General features: G+C 64.0%; 20 protein-coding genes and 1 riboswitch. Of the genes, 5 read left to right on the top strand and 15 right to left on the bottom strand.

From position 1 onward, the window contains the following. Window positions 1-33 precede the first annotated feature (33 nt). From BBG20_RS19115 to BBG20_RS19105, 3 genes are read right to left on the bottom strand one after another with little or no spacing between them, the layout of a single operon-like run. A complete protein-coding gene (locus tag BBG20_RS19115) occupies window positions 34-753 on the bottom strand; it encodes an alpha/beta hydrolase (RefSeq protein ID WP_065905965.1) in 720 nt (239 codons plus the stop codon). Window positions 754-764: 11 nt separating this feature from the next. Continuing rightward, complete coding sequence (gene cobF / locus BBG20_RS19110; protein WP_065905963.1) at window positions 765-1520, bottom strand: precorrin-6A synthase (deacetylating); 756 nt, start codon at window positions 1518-1520, stop codon at window positions 765-767. 9 nt (window positions 1521-1529) lie between these two features. Beyond that, window positions 1530-2120, bottom strand: a complete 591-nt coding sequence (locus tag BBG20_RS19105) for a histidine phosphatase family protein (RefSeq protein WP_065905962.1) — start codon at window positions 2118-2120, stop codon at window positions 1530-1532. 36 nt (window positions 2121-2156) lie between these two features. Beyond that, window positions 2157-2286, top strand: a riboswitch (cobalamin riboswitch). A gap of 32 nt (window positions 2287-2318) precedes the next feature. Here BBG20_RS19105 and BBG20_RS19100 point away from each other — a divergent pair. Further along, on the top strand, window positions 2319-2531 hold the full coding sequence (locus tag BBG20_RS19100) for a CbtB domain-containing protein (RefSeq protein WP_065905961.1): 213 nt from the start codon (window positions 2319-2321) through the stop codon (window positions 2529-2531). A 19-nt stretch (window positions 2532-2550) separates the two neighbouring features. Then, window positions 2551-3279 (top strand): CbtA family protein, encoded by a 729-nt coding sequence (locus BBG20_RS19095; protein ID WP_065905959.1) that lies wholly within the window; start codon window positions 2551-2553, stop codon window positions 3277-3279. Window position 3280: 1 nt separating this feature from the next. On the opposite strand, the gene BBG20_RS19090 is transcribed toward BBG20_RS19095, so the two are convergent. Then, complete coding sequence (locus BBG20_RS19090) at window positions 3281-3820, bottom strand: DUF4865 family protein (RefSeq protein WP_065905957.1); 540 nt, start codon at window positions 3818-3820, stop codon at window positions 3281-3283. A 93-nt stretch (window positions 3821-3913) separates the two neighbouring features. Between BBG20_RS19090 and BBG20_RS19085 the strand changes: the two genes are divergently transcribed. After that, window positions 3914-4780 carry a LysR family transcriptional regulator gene (locus tag BBG20_RS19085; protein ID WP_065905956.1) on the top strand — a complete coding sequence of 289 codons (867 nt, stop codon included), beginning with the start codon at window positions 3914-3916 and terminating at the stop codon, window positions 4778-4780. Window positions 4781-4893: 113 nt separating this feature from the next. Here the strand turns inward: BBG20_RS19085 and BBG20_RS19080 are convergent, their stop codons facing one another. The 11 genes from BBG20_RS19080 to BBG20_RS19030 all read right to left on the bottom strand — a co-directional run bounded on the left by BBG20_RS19080 (window position 4894) and on the right by BBG20_RS19030 (window position 15677). Further along, window positions 4894-5871: a LysR family transcriptional regulator gene (locus BBG20_RS19080; RefSeq protein ID WP_065905955.1), complete on the bottom strand. Its 978-nt coding sequence runs from the start codon at window positions 5869-5871 to the stop codon at window positions 4894-4896. Window positions 5872-5921: 50 nt separating this feature from the next. Further along, window positions 5922-6863, bottom strand: coding sequence for a peptidylprolyl isomerase (locus BBG20_RS19075; RefSeq protein ID WP_065905954.1), 942 nt, complete (start codon window positions 6861-6863; stop codon window positions 5922-5924). Continuing rightward, entirely contained in the window at window positions 6860-7327 is a 468-nt protein-coding gene (locus tag BBG20_RS19070; RefSeq protein WP_065905952.1) for a YbjN domain-containing protein, read from the bottom strand. Before BBG20_RS19070 ends, BBG20_RS19075 begins: the two co-directional genes overlap by 4 nt. Before the next feature lie 19 nt (window positions 7328-7346). Beyond that, entirely contained in the window at window positions 7347-7973 is a 627-nt protein-coding gene (locus BBG20_RS19065) for a DNA repair protein (RefSeq protein WP_065905950.1), read from the bottom strand. A gap of 18 nt (window positions 7974-7991) precedes the next feature. Further along, window positions 7992-9692, bottom strand: coding sequence for a putative porin (locus BBG20_RS19060; RefSeq protein ID WP_065905948.1), 1701 nt, complete (start codon window positions 9690-9692; stop codon window positions 7992-7994). A 43-nt stretch (window positions 9693-9735) separates the two neighbouring features. Further along, on the bottom strand, window positions 9736-10437 hold the full coding sequence (locus BBG20_RS19055; protein ID WP_065905944.1) for an energy transducer TonB family protein: 702 nt from the start codon (window positions 10435-10437) through the stop codon (window positions 9736-9738). 3 nt (window positions 10438-10440) lie between these two features. After that, window positions 10441-10866 (bottom strand): ExbD/TolR family protein, encoded by a 426-nt coding sequence (locus tag BBG20_RS19050; protein ID WP_065905942.1) that lies wholly within the window; start codon window positions 10864-10866, stop codon window positions 10441-10443. Window positions 10867-10877: 11 nt separating this feature from the next. Continuing rightward, on the bottom strand, window positions 10878-12677 hold the full coding sequence (locus tag BBG20_RS19045; protein ID WP_065905940.1) for a DUF2341 domain-containing protein: 1800 nt from the start codon (window positions 12675-12677) through the stop codon (window positions 10878-10880). A 24-nt stretch (window positions 12678-12701) separates the two neighbouring features. Continuing rightward, window positions 12702-14291: a ShlB/FhaC/HecB family hemolysin secretion/activation protein gene (locus BBG20_RS19040; protein ID WP_107338971.1), complete on the bottom strand. Its 1590-nt coding sequence runs from the start codon at window positions 14289-14291 to the stop codon at window positions 12702-12704. 59 nt (window positions 14292-14350) lie between these two features. Further along, window positions 14351-14944 carry a transposase gene (locus BBG20_RS33535; protein ID WP_065905936.1) on the bottom strand — a complete coding sequence of 198 codons (594 nt, stop codon included), beginning with the start codon at window positions 14942-14944 and terminating at the stop codon, window positions 14351-14353. Between the two features lie 259 nt (window positions 14945-15203). Then, window positions 15204-15677, bottom strand: a complete 474-nt coding sequence (locus BBG20_RS19030) for an Lrp/AsnC family transcriptional regulator (RefSeq protein ID WP_065905934.1) — start codon at window positions 15675-15677, stop codon at window positions 15204-15206. Between the two features lie 157 nt (window positions 15678-15834). Between BBG20_RS19030 and BBG20_RS19025 the strand changes: the two genes are divergently transcribed. Beyond that, complete coding sequence (locus BBG20_RS19025) at window positions 15835-17622, top strand: tyrosinase family protein (RefSeq protein WP_065905932.1); 1788 nt, start codon at window positions 15835-15837, stop codon at window positions 17620-17622. Further along, entirely contained in the window at window positions 17619-19352 is a 1734-nt protein-coding gene (locus BBG20_RS19020; protein WP_065905930.1) for a hypothetical protein, read from the top strand. Before BBG20_RS19025 ends, BBG20_RS19020 begins: the two co-directional genes overlap by 4 nt. Window positions 19353-19394 lie beyond the last annotated feature (42 nt).

The raw sequence follows: 19394 nt of genomic DNA, 5'->3' as shown, positions 1-19394 counted from the left end.
AGCTGGCCAGCCAGCTCCCACACTTAGCCAACGTCAGTTCAGGCTTTTTTCCAGCCAAACCTTCAGGTCCTGCACCTCCGCCTCGCTGATGGTATGCGGCATGCCCGGATAGCCATGAAACTCCGGCGTCAGCCCCAACCCCGTCAGCACCTCATTCGCGCGCGTCGCCGACGTATACGGCAGCGCCTGGTCCAGGGTGCCGTGGCCGATAAAGATCGCCAGCTGTTTCAGGCGCTCATCCGGCTTCAGCTCGGCCTTGAGCACCGGCAACACGCTGCCACTCAACGCCGCAATCCCACGCACCAACGCAGGCTTACGCAAGCCCACCTCGTAGGACATGATCGCACCCTGGCTGAAACCGACCAGGAACACCCGGTCACTCTGGGTGTGGTATTTGGCGGTGGCCTGGGTCACGAAGTCTTCGAGCAGTGTGGCGCTGCGCTGCAAATCAGCCGTTTCGCCGTTGTACTCGCCGTCGCCCGGGGTCTTGGTAAACCAGCGAAAACCATGCGGGTCGACCGGCATCGGCGCACGGGCCGACAGGTAGGTCCAAGTGGAGGGCAGCGCGTCCTTGATGCCAAACAGGTCCTCCTCGTTGCTGCCGAACCCGTGCAGGAAAATCACCAGTGGCTGGTTGCGCGCATCGCCCTGGGTCTGTTCCAGGTATGAAAGCGGCAAATCGGTGTGCAGGCTGGTATCGGCCTGGGCGGCACCGGCCACCAGGGCCAGCGCCAGGGCAAACAGTTTGAGCATGGGACGTTACCTCAGGGTTTGCGCAACAAATAAGTGTCCATGATCCAGCCATTCTCCAGGCGCGCCGCCTTGCGCACCCGTTCAATTTCTCCAGCCACTTCGCTGACCTTGCCGCTGATCAGGATTTCATCCGGCGTGCCCAGGTAGGCGCCCCAATAAATATCCAGGCCTTGATCCGCCACGCTGCGGTAGGAATCTTCGGCGTCGAGCATTACCACCAGGGTATCGGCATCACTCGCCTGCCCTGCGGCCAAACGGCGCCCGGTGGTGATTTCGACGGACTTGCCGATGCGGTTCAGCGCCACCTTGTGCTGGGCCGCCAGGGCTTGCACGCTGGTGATGCCGGGGATGACTTCAAACTCAAAGTGGCAACGGCCACTGGCCAGGATCGCCTGCAGGATACGAATGGTGCTGTCGTACAGCGCCGGGTCTCCCCAGGCCAGGAAAGCGCCGACTTCACCGTCAGCCATTTCCTCATTGATCATGCGTTCGAACGTCGCCTGCTTGTCGCGGTTGAGGTCCTGCACGGCCGTGGTGTAGTCGATATCCCCGCGCACACGCTCGGGGCAGTCGGCCTCGACGAAGCGGTAACCAGGCTCGTTGATGTAGGTCTCGCAGATCTCGCGGCGCAGGTCGATCAGCTTGTCCTTGCTCTGGCCCTTGTCCATCAGGAAAAACACGTCGGTGCGGTTCAGCGCTTTCACGGCCTGCATCGTGATGTAGTCAGGGTTGCCGGCGCCAATGCCGATGATCAGGATGCGTTTCATGGGTTGCTCTCAGTGCGGGGCGTGGATTTTGCCATGTTCATGCGGCCAGGCGTGAGTTTCCAGGCGCAGGCGCCAGACAGTGTTGAAGCGCAGTTCGGTGGCGCAGAGTGGCTCGACGTCGATCCGGTAGAACATCGCGACGGGCAACTGCAACACGTACAGCATCGCGGCGCGGATGACAAAGGGATGGGTGATAGCCACTACGTGCCCGGGCTGTGTTTCGAGGGTTTTCATCCACTGTGCCACGCGTGCGCAAATCTGCTCGACCGACTCGCCACCGTGGGGCGCACTGGCACTGTTGGTCATCCAGTCCTGCAACTGGCCATGATCCAACTGGCTGATGGCCTGGCCCTTCCAATCGCCGAAGTTGCCATCGCGCAGGGCTTCTTCAATCACCGGCGCGCTGCCGAACAAACCCGCCGTCTGCCGGGCGCGAGCCTCGGGTGCGCAGAGCAGGCGCAGGTTTTTCGGGTAGCGCCCGGCCAGCGATGACGCGGCAGCTTGCCAGTCCATCGCCACCGATTCGTCATCGGGAAAGCGCCCCTGCTTTTGCAGGGGCGTGATGGCATGGCAGATAAGGGTCAGACGGGTGGCCTGCATCACAATTTCACTCTGTTTCAGCGCGCAGTCAGCGTAGACTGGCGAAGTTGTTTCAACATGTTACAACGAACATGAAAGAGGAAGCCGGTTCGATTCCGGCGCGGTCGCGCCACTGTATTCGGCCCAATAGCCGTAAGCCAGACCCTGTTTCAGCCCCTTCGCTATCCATTTCGGGACGCGTCATCCCTGGAGGTTCTCATGGCTAACACTGCTGCAACCCATCCTGATGTTTATGTGCCGACGATCCCGCTGGGCGAAATCCTGCCCTGGGCGATCTTCGGCGGCCTGCTGCTGATGCTGGCGATTTACTTCGTCGGTGCCGAGCAAGGCGCCACTGCGGTGTTCAAGGGCATGTACGTGCACGAGTTTGTGCACGACGGTCGCCACCTGCTGGGTTTCCCCTGCCATTAATTCATAAGGGAGACACACCATGACAGGGCAATTACTCGTACGCGGGATGCTGGTGGGCCTGCTCGCCGGCGTGTTGGCCTTCGGTTTCGCCAAGACCTTCGGCGAGCCGCAGATCGACAAGGCCATCGCCTTTGAAGACCAGATGGCACAGATGCACGGCGATGCGCCGGAAGAAGAACTGGTGAGCCGCGAGGTGCAAAGTACCTTCGGCCTGTTCACCGGCGTGGTGGTCTACAGCGTGTCCCTGGGTGGCCTCTTCGCCCTGGTGTTCGCCTACGCCCTGGGCCGCATCGGCAAGGTCGGCCCGCGCGGCCTGGCGGCGCTGCTGGCATTGGCGGCCTTTGTGACGCTGATCCTGGTGCCCGGGCTCAAATACCCGGCCAACCCGCCTTCGGTGGGGGACCCGCAGACCATTGCACAGCGCACCAGGCTGTTCTTCCTGATGCTGCTGGTGTCGGTGGCGGCGGCGGTGATCGCGATCAACGCCGCGCGCAAGCTGATTGCCCGCCGTGGCGTGTGGAGCGGCGCGATCCTCGGCGTGGCGCTGTACATCGTGATCGTCGCAGTGGCCGGCAGCCTGTTCCCGGTGATCAACGAAGTGCCGGAGCAATTCTCGGCCGTGCTGCTGTGGAAATTTCGCGTGGCCTCGTTGGGCATCCAGTTGGTGCTGTGGACCACCCTGGGCCTGGTGTTCGGGGCGGTGGCCGAGCGCAAGCTCAGCCAGCCAAAAGCCCGATTCAACTCCTGAGTCAAATCCCGGGATGGGCCAGGTAAAACACCTGGTAGCCCGTCCCGGGATGGTCCGCCTGCAACGCCTTGGCCGACAAGGTGATCCGTACCAGCCGCCAGGCCTGCACATCCAGCGCGAGGAACACCGCAAAGGTGTCGCCGCTATCCGCCAACTGCTGGTTGCGACTTTTCTCCTCGGCCAGGATCGCCGCCCTGTCCGCCCCCGGCTCCAACGCCCATTCCTCGCGGTACAGACTCAGCGCGGTCTGCGCCGGCCCACGTTGCACATCCAGCGGCAACCAGCTCTCGATATACGGACGGCCGAAGCTGTCGAGCACCTTCTGAAAGCGCTCTCCGAGCAGAAAATCGGCGGCCTGCAGCGGGTCGGACCATAGATACACCGAGGCATACACTTTGCCTGCGTGCTCCTGGGCGATAAACGCCTTGAACAGCAACCCTTCGGCGTGATCCCACAACGGCCCCAATTGCGCGGCGCGGCGGCGGATCACGGCCATGTCGTAGTCGGCAGGCAAGCGGTGTGAATACTGTTTGGCAAACATGAAGAAGCTCCCGTGCAAGTTGAGGGTTCAGCTTGCGCAGCGCCGATGATTTCAACAAGATATCAGCCGATATATGTGCGATAAGGATTGGATATGACTGACACGCCCAAACCGCTGGATATCGACACCGTGCAGGCCTTTGTGCTGGTCGCCGACTTCGCCAGTTTCACCCGCGCCGCCGCAGCCCTCGACACCTCCCAGGCCGCCATCAGCCTCAAGCTCAAGCGCCTGGAGGAACGCCTGGGCTATCGCTTGCTGGAGCGCACGCCGCGCCATGTGCGGCTGTCACCCCAGGGCGAGCACTTTATCGTCGCCGCGCGCGCCCTGCTCAATGCCCACGAACGCGCACTGGGCGATATGGGCAACCAAGCGCCCCGGCGCCTGGTGATCGGCATCAGCGACCATGTGGCCGGCCCCGACCTGCCAACCTGGCTCAGCCGCCTGGCTGCCTATGACCCTTTGGTGATCCTTGAAGTACGTATCGCGTCCTCCCGCGACCTGGTGGCCGCCTTCGACCGCAATGAGCTGGACGCGGTGATCGTGCGCAATGAGGGCGAGCGCCAGGACGGCGAAGTACTGGCGGTGGAACGCTTTGGCTGGTTCGCCGCGCCCACCTGGCAACACCGCCCCGGCACGCCGCTGCGCATGGCAACCATGGCCGCGCCCTGCGGCGTGCGGCACGTGGCGACGCGCGCACTGGATGCGGCGTGTATCGACTGGACCGAGGTATTTGTCGGTGGCGGGGTGATGGCCGTGGGTGCGGCAGTCACCGCCGGATTGGGCGTCGCTGCCCTCGCCCACCGCGTGGCCCCGGCCGGAGCGGTAGAGGTGAGCGAGCAATACGGCTTGCCGGCCTTGGCCGTGAGTGAGGTGGTGCTCCATAGCCGCATCAGCGACACGCGTTCGCGGGAAACCTTGCGGGCCCTGAGTGCGACCTTTCGTGGCGTGTTGCAACGCTGATCAGCCTTTCTGTGGGCGCTGGCTTGCCTGCGATGCAGGCACCTCGATCCATCAGGCACACCCGCTCTGAGCGCGCGACCGCCAGCAGCCGCTACCTGGACACGGATAGGCACTCAGCCAAACCACTCCCGCCGCCCCTCAAACGTGCTGACGATCAACTCGACAATCATCTGCACCGCCTGCGCATGCTGCACCTGCGCATTCACCGCCAGCCACACCTGGCGTTGCATGCTGTCGGCCAGCAACCCCGGCAGTGCCACCAGCCCACGGTCGAAACTGCTCATGTAGTGCGGCAGCAAACCGATGCAGGCGCCGCAGCGGATCATCTCCAGCATCAGCGAATAGGCCTGCACCTGCACCACCGCCGCCAGGCGTTGCTCCACCACTTGGTTCCACGGCTGCAGGGCGTCGACCTGTGCATCGGGTTGCCATTGCACCAGCATGTAGTCATTCAGGTCGTCGACGCTGTCCGGGCGCGTGGTCTGGCGCGAATAGCGCTTGGCGATATGCGGCAAATATTCCAGGCGGGCCAGGGCCCGTGGCGCTTCGGTGGCGAAGCTCGGGCCGGGCACCGGGCCGTCGGTGTCGGAGAGCCACACCACCACATCGACGTCCACCGCTTGCAGGGACAATTGGCTGTCGAGGGAGATGATCTCCAGGCGCACGCTGGCGTTGCGGCGCAGCAAGGCAATCAGGTCACGGCCGAGGATGTCGTGCAGGATCGGCTCGGCCACCGCCAGGCGAATCAGCGGCTGTTCCAGCACCGGCAGGCGCCGCTCGTGGGCCAGGGCTACCAACTGGGCCTGCAACTGCAAGCCGTCGCGGCTGAGCACCAGGCCGTTGCCCTGATAACTGAACAACGCATGGCGCAGGTGCTCCTCCAGCTGCGCCAGGCGCTTGCGCAGCAGCGTCGCCTTGATATTCAAGCTGCGCGCGGCCTGCATGAAACAGCCGCAGCGCGCACTGACCAGGAAGTAGCGCGCCACCTCCGGGTCGATCTCGGCGGCCAGGGCCAGCCAGGCGCCACGTGACTCGGATGGCGCGCGATAGGTTGAAGGCCCTTGTTGGCCGGACGGTTCCAGTAATGCCATGTGAGACTCCCTGTCTGTCGGTCGGTGCATCCAATGCGGGTGGTCGCGGGTTACTCCAGCACTTTGTTCAACTCGGCACCGTCGATACTCAAGGTCGCGGTGTTGAGCATGCCTTCCAGGTAGGCCTTGGCGATCTGTTCCTGACGTTGGGCACGCAGGGCCTGGGTCAGGCGTTCGCGCAGTTCGTCGAGGCTGGCGGTGCGCGCCGGCTGTTGGCCGGTGAGCTTGAGCACATGAAAGCCCGCCGCACTCTGCACCGCGTCCGATACCGCGCCGACCTTGAGCCGCGACACCGCGCCGCGCACCTCGGGCACCAGTTGCTGCAGCGGCTGCAGGCCCGAATCACCGCCGCGCGCAGCGGTCTCCGGGTCCTGGGAAAACTGGTTGGCCAGGGTGGCGAAATCCCCCGGTGCGGCCTGTGCCCGGCGGCTCAGTTCCTGGGCCTGGCGGCGCACCGTGTCGAGGTTTTGCGGGTCATTCACCGCGAGGAAAATCTGGCTCACCCGGTACAGCGGCGGCGTCACCCATTGCGCCTTGCCGCTGTCGTAGGCCTGCTGCAATTCAGCCGCGCTGGGGTAGTCCGCCGGCACCTGGCTGACCGAGAGCATGTAGTCGCGGAACACGATCTGCTCGGTGGCGGCGCGGGTCTGCTGCTCCACCTGCGGGCGCTGGCGCCAGCCTTGGGCGTCGGCCTGTTCGAGCACGGCCTTTTGCGCCAGCCGTGAGCGAATCCAGGTTTCCAACGCGCCACGGTTGCCACGCAGTTGCTCGCGAGACTCGGCTGGCAGGCTCGCCAGCACGCTCTTGAGTTCGACCAGGTCGATCTGCTGATTGCCCAGGCGCGCCACCGCGGGCCCGGCCGGCGCCGGATCGAGCAGCGGTGCCGGTTGCTGGGCAGCCACCGGGTCGCTGCCCGGACGCAGGCACAGCGCCACGGCCACCACCAGCACCGCCAGCGCGCCGGCGCCGACCATCAGGGTTGGCTTCTTCACAGGACGGGCGCCTCTTCGCCGACCGCCGCAGCCTGGGCCTGCAACTGCGCGGCCTGCTGGCTGTATTCACGCAGGTAGACGATGAATTCCTGCAGCAAGCGGTCCCACAATTCCAGCTGGCTGCGCAGGTGCGTGGCGCCGACGCCGGCCACCACCACGTCCATTTCCATCAGCAAGAACTCGCCCTGCAGCGACAACCGCGCAAAGCGCCGCGAGGCGTTCCACACCTGGGCCAGGCCTTCGGGCAACTCGCCCTGCACGCGCAGTGCGCAGCTGTAGGTGAAGTCCACGTAGCCGCCCTGCTCCGCCGCCGGGTTGCCGAAGCGCACGGCAAAGCCGATGCCCTGGCTGGCGCTGAGCAATTGCACGATGCCGTTCTGTTCGCTCTGGTTGACCCGGTAGCCGGCTTCCTGCAGCAACTCGGTGAGGCTCTGGGGGGTGACGCTGGTGATCAATTCGTTCATGTGCGGTTCTTCCTTGTGATCAATGGTTGACGCCCGCCTGGGGCGCATCGAAACGGCTCTTGTAGAGATCGTCGCCAAAGCCCTGGGCCAGTTCCTCGAACTTGACCCGCGCGCTGCTGGCGAAGGGCTGGCGAATACTCATCACCTCAGCCACGTCAATCTTTTCGTAGGCCGTGAGCAGTTGCTGCGCCACGCCGTACATCTGTTGATTCTTGACTGAACATTGCTGCACTTGTGTGTCACGTTCGCTCAACTGTGCCTGCAAGCGGGCGCGCTCGGCTTCCTTGCCTTTGGCCAGGACCAGCAGTTCCTCATACGCCTTCTTGAACTTGCCGATCTGCTCATGGCTGGCCGCGACCTGGGCTTGCGCCTGGCTGTGCAGGTTCTGTTGCTGGCCGGCCAGTTGCTCGGCCGTGCCACGGGCCTTTTCCAGCTCGGCCGTCAGTTGCTTGATTTGCGCCTGGGCCTGCTTGGCCTGGGCCTCAGCGGCGACACGCGCCGCACTGGCCTGGGCCTGCTCGCTTTGCAGCGCCTGTAATTGCTGGGTGGTGCTGCGCAGTTGCGTACGCAGGCGTTCCTCCATGCCTTCGGCGCAGGCGCCGCTGGCCACCAGCAGCAACAACAGCCCGCAGATTCGCGTGTTCATGTGGCATCTCCCTGCGCATCAAAAGCGCGTGTTGAGTTCCAGTTGCATCACATCGACTTCGAACGGCGCGCCATACACTTCGGACGCGCTCAACCAACGCGCACTGGCGTAGATGTTCTTGTCGATGCCGTAGTTGCCGCCGATGAAATAGCCCTTGGCATTGGTGCCGCCCAAGTGGAACGAGGAATCGTTGAAACCGTCAGGCAAGGCGTCGGGCTGGATGTACTTGTAGCCAGCCAGCACGTTCCAGTCGCCGCGCTTGCGCATCTCCAGCGCGCTGCCGAGGGTCATCTGCACCATCAGCGCGTTGCCACCGCTTTCGAACTGGCCCTTGCTGTTGATGTTGTTGACGATCTCGCCTTCGCTGCGCTTGAGCATCTCGCCCTTGTCGTAGGCCAGGTTGTGGATGAAGTTGCCCTGGGTGCGCAGCTTGAAGTCGCTGGGCAACTCGGCATCCCACGCCAGGTTGAGGTCGAGCACGTCGAACTTGGACGCCAGGCCGACAAACTGCGGTTGCGGGGTCAGGCCGGGCGTGGCCGGGTTGGGGGTGATATCGCGCAGCAGGAACACGCTGTTGCCCTTTTGCATGAAGGCCAGGCGCGAGCCGTCGCTGTCACACGCCGGCTGCCCGGCCCAGGGTTCGCAGGCGCCGGAGCGTTTACCTTCGATGTCGTCGAAGTGGTAGTACGCCACCGCGCCCTTGAGGCTGTTGCCGCGGTTGAGCTTCCAGTTGGCGCCGATCTGCCCGCCAAACAGCCATTTGGTTTCGCTGTCCTCCTTGTCGAAGCCGTTGCTGCTGGCCGAGTCGGAGGTGTACTCCACCGGGAACGCGCCGAGGGTGCCGAACAGCCCCCATTCGCTGTTCAGGGCATGGTTGAAATTGGCGGCGATACCATCGAAGTTGAGGTCGCCCGAATACATCATGTCGGTGGAATAGAACGGGTTGGCGAAGCGCCCGGCCGTGAGGGTCACGTCTTGGGTGGCCTTCCAGCTCAGGTAGCCCTGGTCGAGCCAGATATCCTTCTTGCCGAAGCCACCGCCGAGGGTCTGCGTGGTGGACACCGGGTTATTGTCGGAGCCGGTGCCGATGCGGATACCGGCAGTCCATTCCGGCGAAATCACCGCCTTCATGCCCAGGCGGGCGCGCAGGCGGAACAGGTTTTCGCGGTCCTTGGTGGTGTTGAGCAGCGGCGGCAACTTGGTGTTGGTGTCTTTGTTGGTGTCGTACGGGCCGCTGTCGTTGAGCTTGGCGTAGTCGACGATTTCATTGCTGTTGTTGCCCGAGAAATACCGCGATTCATCGCGCAGGCGTATGTCGCCGTCAAAGGTGATACGCGAGACCCAGTCCGGGAACGTATTGGGCTGGGCCCAGTTTTCCTGCTTGGCAGTGGCCATGACCTCGGCCTTGACCTGATCACGAATCTGATCTTTTACCGCCTGCGGCACGTACTGCACCCGCACATCACCCGGTGCTGCCGTGGGGCCGGCGGCCACCACCGGCGCGGCATTCGCCTGACGGGCCTGCTGGGCTTCCTTTTCGGCCTGGGCGATCAGCCCATTGGCGGTGTCCTGGGTCAGCACGCCTTGCTGCACCAGCAGGCGGATCAGGTTGATGGTGACGTTTTCCGAGGGGGCGACCGGGGCTGCCGCCGCCTGGCCGACCAGGGTCGCGATGACCATGCCGACCGCCAGGGTCAGTCGATTCACGGGGGAAATCATGTGTACGCTACTCCTGTAAAAATCCGTAGATAAAAGGTGTCGATCAATCCGGACGCCGGCCCTTGAGGGACAGGCGCAGGGGCAGCGTCAACGACGCCGGCGGTTTCTGGGTGGCACGCGGTGCCTGGATCAAGGCGAGCATCTGCGCGTCGGTCTCGGCATCGCCGCTGGACTTGGCCACCAGCGCTTTGGTGACCTGTCCATCGGCGCCCAGCCACAGGTTTATCTGTATCGAGAAGGCCTTCTTGCGCAGCGCCGGGTCTTCGCGCATCAAGCGCTGGTAGGTGCCGGCCAGATACTGTTTGTAAGTGCCGGTCCCCAGCCCGCCGCCACCGCTGCCGGCCATGCCGCCGCCCTTGCCGGCACCGATGTTGAAACCATCAGTGCCGGACTGCGCGTCGCCATCGATCTGCATCGGGTTGGCCAGGTCTTCGTTGGGTGACGGCGGCGCTTCCTCGGCCGGCTTGACCTCTTCGGGTTCCGGGCTGGGCACCGGCTCCGGGACTTTTTCCTCGACCTTGGGCTCGGGCTCCTTGGGCTTTTCCGGTGGCGGCGGCGGTGGTGGCGGCAGCGGGATAATCGTCGGCACCTTCGGTGCTTCGCGGCGTACGCCACTCATGTCATTGGCCCACTGCCACAGGAACCAGGCAGCCACGGCGCCCAGCAACAACCCGGCGCCCCACTTCAACGGGCGCAGGGGCGACTTCTTCACCGGCAACGGCGCAATCGGGATCTGTGCAGTCATGGCTCAGCCCTGGCTCGGTTTGCCGGTGACCAGCCCGACCTGGGACAGCTCCAGCCGGCGCAACAGGTCGAGCACTTCGATAACCTTCTGGTACTGCACCAGCGCATCGCCGCGCACGATCACCGGGAAGTCCGGATTCAGTGCTTTTTCGATGCGCAGGCGCTCTTCCAACTCACCGAGGGTCACCGGGTAGGCGTCGAGGAACACCTGGCCGCCGTCATTCACGGAAATCGCCTTGGTCTTGGCCTCCGACAGCGACACCGAGGCGCTGGCCTTGGGCAGGTGGATCTGGATGCCCGAGACCTGGGCGGTGGCGGTGAGGATAAACATCACCAGCACCACCATCAGCACGTCCACCAGGGGCGTGATGTTGATGCTGTCGACGGCGGCATCATCGTCATCGTCGTGGGAGGCATTTACGGAAGCCATGGCGATTCTCCTCAGGCCGGAACCGATGCGTGGTGTTCGCGACGGTGCGCCGCTTCACTGTGCTGGCTCTCGCCGTGCATCTCGGCCAGGCGCGTGATGAACTCGTCGACAAACACGCGCATGTCGGCGCTGACTTCCTTGTTGCGCGTGATCAGGCGGTTGTAGCCAAACAGCGCAGGGATCGCGACGAACAGCCCCAGGGCCGTGGCCAGCAAGGCCGCCGCCATGCCTGGGGCGATAGCGTTGATGTTCACGTCACCGGCCATGGCCGTGCCGAGGAACACCACCATGATCCCCAGCACCGTGCCGAGCAGGCCGATATACGGCCCGCCGGCGATGGCGTTGGAGAGGGTCGAGAGCTTGGCACTCAGTTGCTGGTTTTCGCGGGTGCGCACGCCGTCCATGGAGCAGCGAATCGCCTCGATCGTCGCCGCCGAGACCGACGAGGTGTCGGCCCCCTGCGCGCGGCGGGTGCGGATCTCCTTGACCGCCACCAGGTACAGGCGCCACAGCGAGGAATGGCTGAGGCGCTCACCCAATTGCGCGTCGTCGGCGTACATCTCCAGGCGCGTGCCGATCTGTGCGAAGTGCTCGCGGAAAATTTCGTTGGCACTGCTGACCCGGCTGACCTGGCGGTTCTTGCGCAGCATGATCACCCACGACTGCACCATCATCGCCACCAGCACCAGGATGATCACCCAGGCGTCCACCGGCACGGCGTTGAGCAGGAAACCCAGGCTGCCGAAACCGAAGCCGGACTGTTCTTCATCCACCCCGTAGGCCACCAGTTTCGACTCGGCGCCCTGGGCACTCGCATCGGCCAGCAACAGCGCAGCCGGACGCGCCACTTTGGACAGGCGCAACTCATCGATGGCGCCGGCGAATGGCAGGTGCGTGCTGGCCGCTTCCGGCACGTCGGCACCGATCGCCAGTTGCGAGTTGAAGGCCGGCATCGCCACGGCCAGGGTCGCGGTTTCGCGGCCGTTCACATATAAGCTGAGCTTGTCGCCCTCGGCGGTGAATGCCAGGTGTTGCCATTGGCCAGGGTTCAGCGGCTGGGTCGACACGGCGCGCTGGCCGTCGATGTCCACGAACGGCATGCCCTGGTTCAGCCCCAGCAGCAAGCTGTGCGGGCCGTCACGGCGGGCCAGCACCACTTGCTCGCCACTGGCCTGGTCCAGGCGCAGCCAGGCGCTGAAGGTGAACGCGGCGCCGGCGGCGTGTTGCAGCGACGGGCTGGCCGGCAGCAGCAATGGCTGGCCACTGAACTGCAGGGCGCGGCCGATCACACCGTCGATGCTCGCGCCGGTGGCGTTTACCGACGTGTTGGCATAAGCGGTGGTGTCGCGGGCCGGTGTGCCGTTGGCACCGTCAAAGTGGTAGAGCGCGGTGTAATTGGGGTCGAACGTCAGCTGCCCATTGGCGGTGGCCGGGGCTTTCTGGTTGCCGTAGTACATCCACAGGTCCTGGCGTTGACCCCCTTCGACCTTGGGCACGTCGACCCAGATCAGCGCCATGCCCATCAGCGGGTCGAAGCTTTCGACCTGGTGATTGAACACGGTCTTGTCGTCGGCACTCACAAAGCGCAGGTCGGCGCCGTCGTCCTTGACCCCGTCAAAGGTGAAGTTGCCGGTGTGCAGGCGCACCAGCAGCGCGGTGCGGCCCAGGGCCTGGCTGATGGCGGCGCCCTGGGCGGTGGTGTCCACCGAGATCTGCTTGCGGTAGTGCCAGTCGTCCTGCCACCAGGCATGGGCGGTGGCCGGGAGCGCGAAGCCCAGGCAGATCAACAGGCTCAGAAATAGGCGTTGCATGGGTGAAGTCTCCGGAAGAAAAAGTCAGAAAGTCGCCTGCACACTGAAGTGCAGTCGCGCGTCCTGTTTCTGGGTGTTCGGTCCATCGAGCAGCGGGTAGCCCCAATCCAGGCTGCCGGACAACCACTTGCTCAAACTGGCGCGGGTGCCGAGGCCGACACTGGCCAGGCTGTATTCGTCTTCCTGCTCGGGCAGCGGGTCGTGCAGGCGCATGCGCGCGCCTTCGGCGAACGCATAGAAGCGCCACTCCTGCACGTAACTGCCAAGGAACTTGGCCAGGGATGGGGTGCGCAATTCCTGGGAGAGCAGATAGCCCTCATCCCCGGTGCGCTCGGCCGCCAGGTAGCCGCGCACCGAGGTGGCGCCGCCGGCGGAATATTGCTCGTTGGACACCAGCGGCCCCGAGGCCAGCTGGAAGCCGCCCTTGGTCGCCGACTGCCAGTCGTTGGCGAAGGTGTAGGTGTAATTCAGGTCGCCCTTGAGCACCGCGAAACTCGCGCTGGCCTTGTAGCGCTTGTACTCGAACTCCTCGGCGTCGCTGCCGTAGCCGAAAAATGCGCGCGTGCCCACCACCAGGCTCAGGCCGAGGCCCAATTGGGATTGCTCGGTGTAGCGATAGCCGTTGTAGCCAAAGGTCATCGGTGCGTATTTGAGGGGTACCTGGTCGCTGCTGGCGCCGAATTTCATCTGCTCATCGAAGTCCTTGAAGTCGACCCCGAACGAGAACGAGTTGGCCCAGTTGCCCATGGCCGGCAGGCTGTAGATCGCCGACACGCCATAGGAATGCCCCTTGCCCAGCACGTTGCTGCCGCCGATGGTGGCGATGTTGCTGTCGGACTGGTAACCGGAGAACTGCAAGGCCCAGCGCTCATCCAGCGGCGCGGTGTAGGAGCCCGACCAGACCTTGGCGTTGTCGGTGTCCTGGGGCGCAGTGAAGTAGGTCAGGGAAATGCTGTGGCCCAGTTGCCACAGGTTGTCGTAGCCGACGGTCGCCACCGAGCGCAGCTTCTCGGTGTCGGCGCTGTAGTCGTTGTTCAGGCCAATACTGGCGTGCCAGGGGTTCTGGTCTTCGACCTGCAAATCCACGTCCATGGTGCCCGGGCGCTGGCCTTCGCGCACCAGCGGCGTGACCTGGCGCCCGGCGCCACGATTGAGCCCGGCCAACTGGGTTTGCACGGTGGCGAAGTCCGGCACCGCGCCCTCTTCCAGGGCCGGCACCTGCTCGCGGATTTCCACCGGCGAGTAATGTTTGGCGCCGACCACACGGACCCGGCCGACCTTGGTTTCGCTGACCTGCAGGTAGACGATGCCGTCATCGACCTTCTGCCCCGGCAACTCGACGAATACCGATTGATAGCCGCGCGCCTGGTAGATTTTCTGCAACGCGTCACGGGCGCCTTCGATATCGTCCAGGGTCTTTTGCGGGCCGAGAAACGGGTACACCGCCTCCTCGATCGTCGCCGCGTCGAGCACGGTATTGCCGCGCACGAAGTACTCGTTGACGTCGACCTTGCGCGCCGGGGCTTGCTCCCCCTCCTCGGCCCACGCCGGCTGCGCCAAGGTGCCCAGCGCCATGCAGCACAGCGCCAGCGTTGATTTGAACAGATGCTCCACACCGCCCCCTGACATTCTGATTATGTGCGCCGCCGCCGATGGCGCGACGTATGGCCAGCTCAATTACTGGCGATCGAGGTACTGCCGTGGCGTGCCAGCCAGGTGTGCAACAGCGCGAAGTTCAAGGAGAACTCCGGCGTGTGCAGCAAGGCGCCACAAAACACGTCACCGATGATTTTCTGGATGAGTTGCACCGCCCGCGGGTTGTTCAGCAGCGTGGCGATGTCGCGGGTCAGCGCGTGGATGCTCCAGACCTTCTGGTTCAGGTCCAGGCCGACGAACCAGCGGAACAGCAGGTTGTAGTTGAGCTGTTCATGCAATTGCTGCTCGCTGGGTACCGAATACAACAGTTGCAGCAGGAGGATCTGCAGCACCGTGTGCGGGGCGATCGACATCGGGGCTTCGGCCACCAGCCAGTCGCGATGCTGGTCGAGGATTTCATCGATCTGCGGGCGCAGCAACACCAGGGAATGGCCCGCCGGGATGAAGCTCGCGACTTCCTTCAAGGCGCCCTGCCAATCGTCCTGAGAGACGATCCACACCCATGGCGCGCCGTAGCGATACACCGAAACCGGCTTCTTGCGCGCCGCTTCGACGATCTTCGACAGGCGCTGGTCGAGCTCCTGCATGCCCACTTTCGAGTAACGTTCCATAGTTCCCATCGCCCCACTCCTGGCATCCTGCTTGCGGCTGAAAAGAACGCCTGTCTGGCGTCCTCAAGCGCGTTACACAGGAGAGACGGGAGTGGCCAAGGGCTACCGAACTTTTGTCATGAAAGCTTCATTTTTGCTTGAGTGGGTTACTGGGAAGGCTCGATCACTGACGCGCTTTTCTGTAGCAGCCGGCTTGTCGGCGATCCCATCGCTGGCAAGCCGGCTCCTGCACACGGTAGATCAGTTGTCTTCAAGGCCGCTAACCCGCGGGGAAGCCCACCCCTTGCAGGGGCAGTTCGTAGGATTTTTTAACCGTGCGTACCACCAACGTCGACGAATAAGTCCGAATCGGAATATCCCGGTAAGTCTCCAGAAACCGATAGATATACTCGGTGTATTCCGTCGCATCGCGAAACTTGGCAACCATCACAAAATCAAACTCGCCGGTCAGCAGGTAACAATCCTGAATCTCCGGGTGGCGGGTGAGGATGTGCTGCATCTTGCGGTCGATATCGTGGCTGTCCTTGTCCAATTTGATCAGGAAAAACGCGGTCACCTGGATGCCCAGCTTGCGCTCGTCGAGCACCGCGACTTTTGCCTTGATAATCCCCACGCTTTCCATGCGGCGAATCCGCCGGTAACAACTGGTGGACGACAGCCCCACGCTGTCGCTCAACAACTCCAGGCTCTGGTCGCAATCCTTTTGCAACTTGCCCAGGATCTTCAAATCCATGGCGTCTGTCATCGGTTGTAAATCGTCCTTGAAAATTGCAATGAATCCGTCGCGAAGACGGGCCAATTTGCACAAATCCTGCGCAGCGGCTCGTTAACATCAATCCAGCTTAGCAGCCCAGCCAACACCTGGCCCGGGGCGGCATGAGAGGGATCTTATGATAGTCGCGAAACCGACATGGACCGCTGATATCCACGGCCTTTTCAGCGCCCCCTACTGGATACCGTCCGCCTCGCGCGCCGCCGTCGCCGCCACCTGGGCGGGCTGCATGAACGCCTACGACGTGTTCCTGGAAGACCCGGACTCGGTCAAGGCCTGGTCGCAGACCATTTACCAGCACCTCGCCTCGCGCAACATGCCGCTGACCACCGACCCCCAGCAATTCTGGCCGATCGATGCGCTGGAAACCTTCCGCCTGTGGGTCAACCAGGGCTGGCGACTGGACGCCAGCTCGGCCTTTGACCCCGCCGAGCGCATCCCCCCACCGGCCCTGCCGCAGCCGGTCAAGCGCGTACGCCAGGACATCCGCGCCCTGAGCCCGGAGCAGTTGAACCTGTACCGCGCCCGCCTGGATGACGTGATGCACATCGGCGACCCGGACAGCGGCTCGCCCTGGCAGCGCTACGCCTACATCCACACCAACTGGTGCCTGCATTACCAGGAAGCGTTTGCCCTGTGGCATCGCGCCTACCTGCTGCACCTGGAAGCGCTGATCGACTGCGCGATTCCCTATTGGGACTGGATGGCCGCCGACGCCAGTGTCGATGGCAGCCCGCAGGCCGGGCTGCCCCAGGCCTTCCTCGACGAGACCTACGTGCACCCGCACACCGGCGAAGTGCGGCGCAACCCTTTGCGCTATGCGGCGGCCAAGGACGGCTGCTCAAAAGTCTGCGCCAGCGCCAGCGTCGAGGGCGTGGACTGCCGCTATGTGCAGCGCAACCCGATGTTCTACACCCAGGGCGAGGCGTTTCGTGTCGAGCGCACGCGCCTGTATGGCATGAGCCGGATCTTCCAGCAGCAAGTGCTGGATGCGCTCACCTTCACCACCTTCAGCCAGCCCCAGGGCGTGCCGGGCTATCCCTGGGCCAACATCACCACGTTTGACCCGCCACAGCCGGACAACCTGTACCCCAATCGCGCGTTGAATTTTGACGGGCTCTACGAACAGCCCCACGACAACTATCACGGCTGGATCGGCGGCGACATGGCCGACAACGCCTACACCGCCTTCGACCCGGTGTTCTGTTCCTACCACGCCAATATCGACCGCATGCTCGAAGTGTGGATTCGCGCCAATCCGGCCGCGCAGTACACCACCCAGTGCCTGTTGCAGCCATTCGCCGGGCACCAGGCCGACGAGGTCAGCTTCACCAGCGCGGATGCCTGGCGCTACACCACCCTGGGCGACATGGCCCAGGACAGCCGCCACATCGGCTACGACTATGGCACCCCGGTGGCGCCGCAGTTCGGTGCATCCAAAGCCTGCTGCGAGGCACAGCCGGCAGGGACCGGCCCGTGGGTGGTGTTCGACCATGTGCGCTGCACCCACGACACCTTCCTGATCGACGTCTTTCTCAATCAGCCAGACGCCACCGCGCAGCACGTGAACGCAGACAACCCGCATTACGTCGGGCGTTTCAGCCGGATCGGCATGGGCCTGGTGGACGACAAGGGCCGCTGCATCACCCAGGGCGTGTCCCGCGCGCTGAATGCTGCGCGCAGCGTCAAGGCGCTGCACCTGGCGCCGACGGATGCCGCGCAGTTATCGCTGATCGTGACCCATCTCGAGAGTGGCCAGGTACTGACGCCCGATGCGTACGCGCCGCTGCCTGGCTTTATCGCGCAACTGGTGTGGGACGACCCACGCCAAACCACCGCCGGCCCCGCTACGGGCGCCGGTTGCTGCTCCACGTCCCACCACACACCTGCTGGAGAACCGACATGAGCACACCCTTCACCCAATTCACCTCCCCCGCCGAGCAGGCGCCCAAGGACTACAACAAGCTGGGCCTGGAAGACCAACTGTCGACCTTCGAGACCAACTGGAACAACAACGTCACCGGCTGGACCCAGATGTCGGTCATCGGCAACCCCTGGTCCAACCTCAACGACGCGCCGCGCTCGGGCTACTACAACCCGATCGAAAGCGGCTACGGCACGCAGACGCCGATCACCATTACCTGGCAGCCGTTCCCCAACCGCCTGTGGACCTTCTTCTACAACAACGGCGCCGCCGTGGTGCCGCAGTTGAACGGCAAGGCCATGACCCTGGACCAAGTGATGGAACTCACCGACCACGGCCAGATTACCCTCGACGGCACACTGTTTTCATTGTACCCGGACCCGACCGCCACCCAGCTGCAGATCCCCAGCGTGCTGTGCAAATCGATCAACTGGAACGGTCCCTACGCCGACTTTTCGCCTTCGGGCCCACGGGGCTGGCTCGATGAATACTGCGAGTGGTCGATCACCCGCGACCCCGACGGCAATATGCGCAGCATCATGTTCACCAGCGAAAACCCGGCTTACTTCCTGACCATGTGGAACATCGATCCGAATGCCGTGCTGGGGCTGTACCAGGCGTATGTCGACCCGCAGGTGAAACTCGAAGACCTGTACCTGCGCTACACCGCCAACGGTCCGACCGGCAACGCCGGCGACCCGGTGATCGATGAAACCACCGGCCGCCCCGCCTACGACACCGTGAACAAATGGAACAGCGGCACCGTGCGCATTCCCGGCGTGTCGGGCGGTGCGATGCACCTGACCTCCGGGCCCAACACCCTGAGTGCCGAGATCTACCTGGCAGCCGCGGCTACCATCCTGCGGCCGATCCGCAGCAGCGCCAACCAGCAGAGCCTGATCTGCTGCGCCCAGTACGGGCAGAACTACCGCAACTCCGACCCGCACATCGGTTTCTCGGCCAACCAGGCGGCGGTGAACAACCTCATCTCGTTGACCAATCCGATCGGCCTGTACCTGCAACAACCCAAGTCCTTCAGCGGCTGGAAAGGCCCTCAAGGCCAGGATGTGAGCAGCTACTGGCGCGTCACCCGTGGCACCGCCGGCACCGGCCCGAACAACTCCGACCAGATCCTGCAAGCGGTGTTCGAGGTGCCGCAAAGCGCCGGGTTCTCGATCAACGACATCACCATCAATGGCACGCCGATCAATTACGTGTGGGTTATCGCCGATCAACTGGATGTGGCCCTCAGCGTGACGCCGGCGCCCCTCACCGCCACGCCCGAAACCTGCGAATGTGTCGCGGCGAACAACACCGATACGCAACCCTGGCCCGTGCAGTTGCTGCCGCTGGACCTGTTCTACGGCCAGTCCCCCAGCGACTTGCCGGCCAGTTTTGCCCCCGGCACCTCGGCGCAGTTCGTGCTGGTGGTGCAAGGCGCCGACCCGCAGACCACGGTCGCCGACGCGCGGGTGCAGTTCTCCAACCCAGGGATCACCGCCCAGGTCACGCAGTTCCTGCCGGACGCCTCGGCTATCCCGGGGCAAACCGACAGCGGCGGCACCCAGGGCTACATCATGACCGTCACGGTCAGCAGCAGCGCCGCGCCGGGACTGGTCAGCGTGCGTGCGCTGAACCCGAGCGAAGCCGCCAACCCCAGTGCCACCCAGCACCCGTGGGAAAGCGGCCTGGCCCTGGTGCCCGGCGCCTGACTGCCTGCGGCCGCCGCTGCCTGGCAGGGGTGGCCGCCCCCC

This window comes from Pseudomonas aylmerensis (genome assembly GCF_001702265.1).
Taxonomy (GTDB): domain Bacteria; phylum Pseudomonadota; class Gammaproteobacteria; order Pseudomonadales; family Pseudomonadaceae; genus Aquipseudomonas; species Aquipseudomonas aylmerensis.
Note: the sequence above shows the minus strand (reverse complement) of the source record. Positions and strands in the feature narration are given on the sequence as shown.

Bases quoted from the DNA above. Each gene is read 5' to 3' on its own strand.
- BBG20_RS19115 (WP_065905965.1), bottom strand. From the start codon at position 753: ATGCTCAAACTGTTTGCCCTGGCGCTGGCCCTGGTGGCCGGTGCCGCC.
- cobF (WP_065905963.1), bottom strand. From the start codon at position 1,520: ATGAAACGCATCCTGATCATCGGCATTGGCGCCGGCAACCCTGACTAC.
- BBG20_RS19105 (WP_065905962.1), bottom strand. From the start codon at position 2,120: ATGCAGGCCACCCGTCTGACCCTTATCTGCCATGCCATCACGCCCCTG.
- BBG20_RS19100 (WP_065905961.1), top strand. From the start codon at position 2,319: ATGGCTAACACTGCTGCAACCCATCCTGATGTTTATGTGCCGACGATC.
- BBG20_RS19095 (WP_065905959.1), top strand. From the start codon at position 2,551: ATGACAGGGCAATTACTCGTACGCGGGATGCTGGTGGGCCTGCTCGCC.
- BBG20_RS19090 (WP_065905957.1), bottom strand. From the start codon at position 3,820: ATGTTTGCCAAACAGTATTCACACCGCTTGCCTGCCGACTACGACATG.
- BBG20_RS19085 (WP_065905956.1), top strand. From the start codon at position 3,914: ATGACTGACACGCCCAAACCGCTGGATATCGACACCGTGCAGGCCTTT.
- BBG20_RS19080 (WP_065905955.1), bottom strand. From the start codon at position 5,871: ATGGCATTACTGGAACCGTCCGGCCAACAAGGGCCTTCAACCTATCGC.
- BBG20_RS19070 (WP_065905952.1), bottom strand. From the start codon at position 7,327: ATGAACGAATTGATCACCAGCGTCACCCCCCAGAGCCTCACCGAGTTG.
- BBG20_RS19065 (WP_065905950.1), bottom strand. From the start codon at position 7,973: ATGAACACGCGAATCTGCGGGCTGTTGTTGCTGCTGGTGGCCAGCGGC.
- BBG20_RS19060 (WP_065905948.1), bottom strand. From the start codon at position 9,692: ATGATTTCCCCCGTGAATCGACTGACCCTGGCGGTCGGCATGGTCATC.
- BBG20_RS19055 (WP_065905944.1), bottom strand. From the start codon at position 10,437: ATGACTGCACAGATCCCGATTGCGCCGTTGCCGGTGAAGAAGTCGCCC.
- BBG20_RS19050 (WP_065905942.1), bottom strand. From the start codon at position 10,866: ATGGCTTCCGTAAATGCCTCCCACGACGATGACGATGATGCCGCCGTC.
- BBG20_RS19045 (WP_065905940.1), bottom strand. From the start codon at position 12,677: ATGCAACGCCTATTTCTGAGCCTGTTGATCTGCCTGGGCTTCGCGCTC.
- BBG20_RS33535 (WP_065905936.1), bottom strand. From the start codon at position 14,944: ATGGAACGTTACTCGAAAGTGGGCATGCAGGAGCTCGACCAGCGCCTG.
- BBG20_RS19030 (WP_065905934.1), bottom strand. From the start codon at position 15,677: ATGGATTTGAAGATCCTGGGCAAGTTGCAAAAGGATTGCGACCAGAGC.
- BBG20_RS19025 (WP_065905932.1), top strand. From the start codon at position 15,835: ATGATAGTCGCGAAACCGACATGGACCGCTGATATCCACGGCCTTTTC.
- BBG20_RS19020 (WP_065905930.1), top strand. From the start codon at position 17,619: ATGAGCACACCCTTCACCCAATTCACCTCCCCCGCCGAGCAGGCGCCC.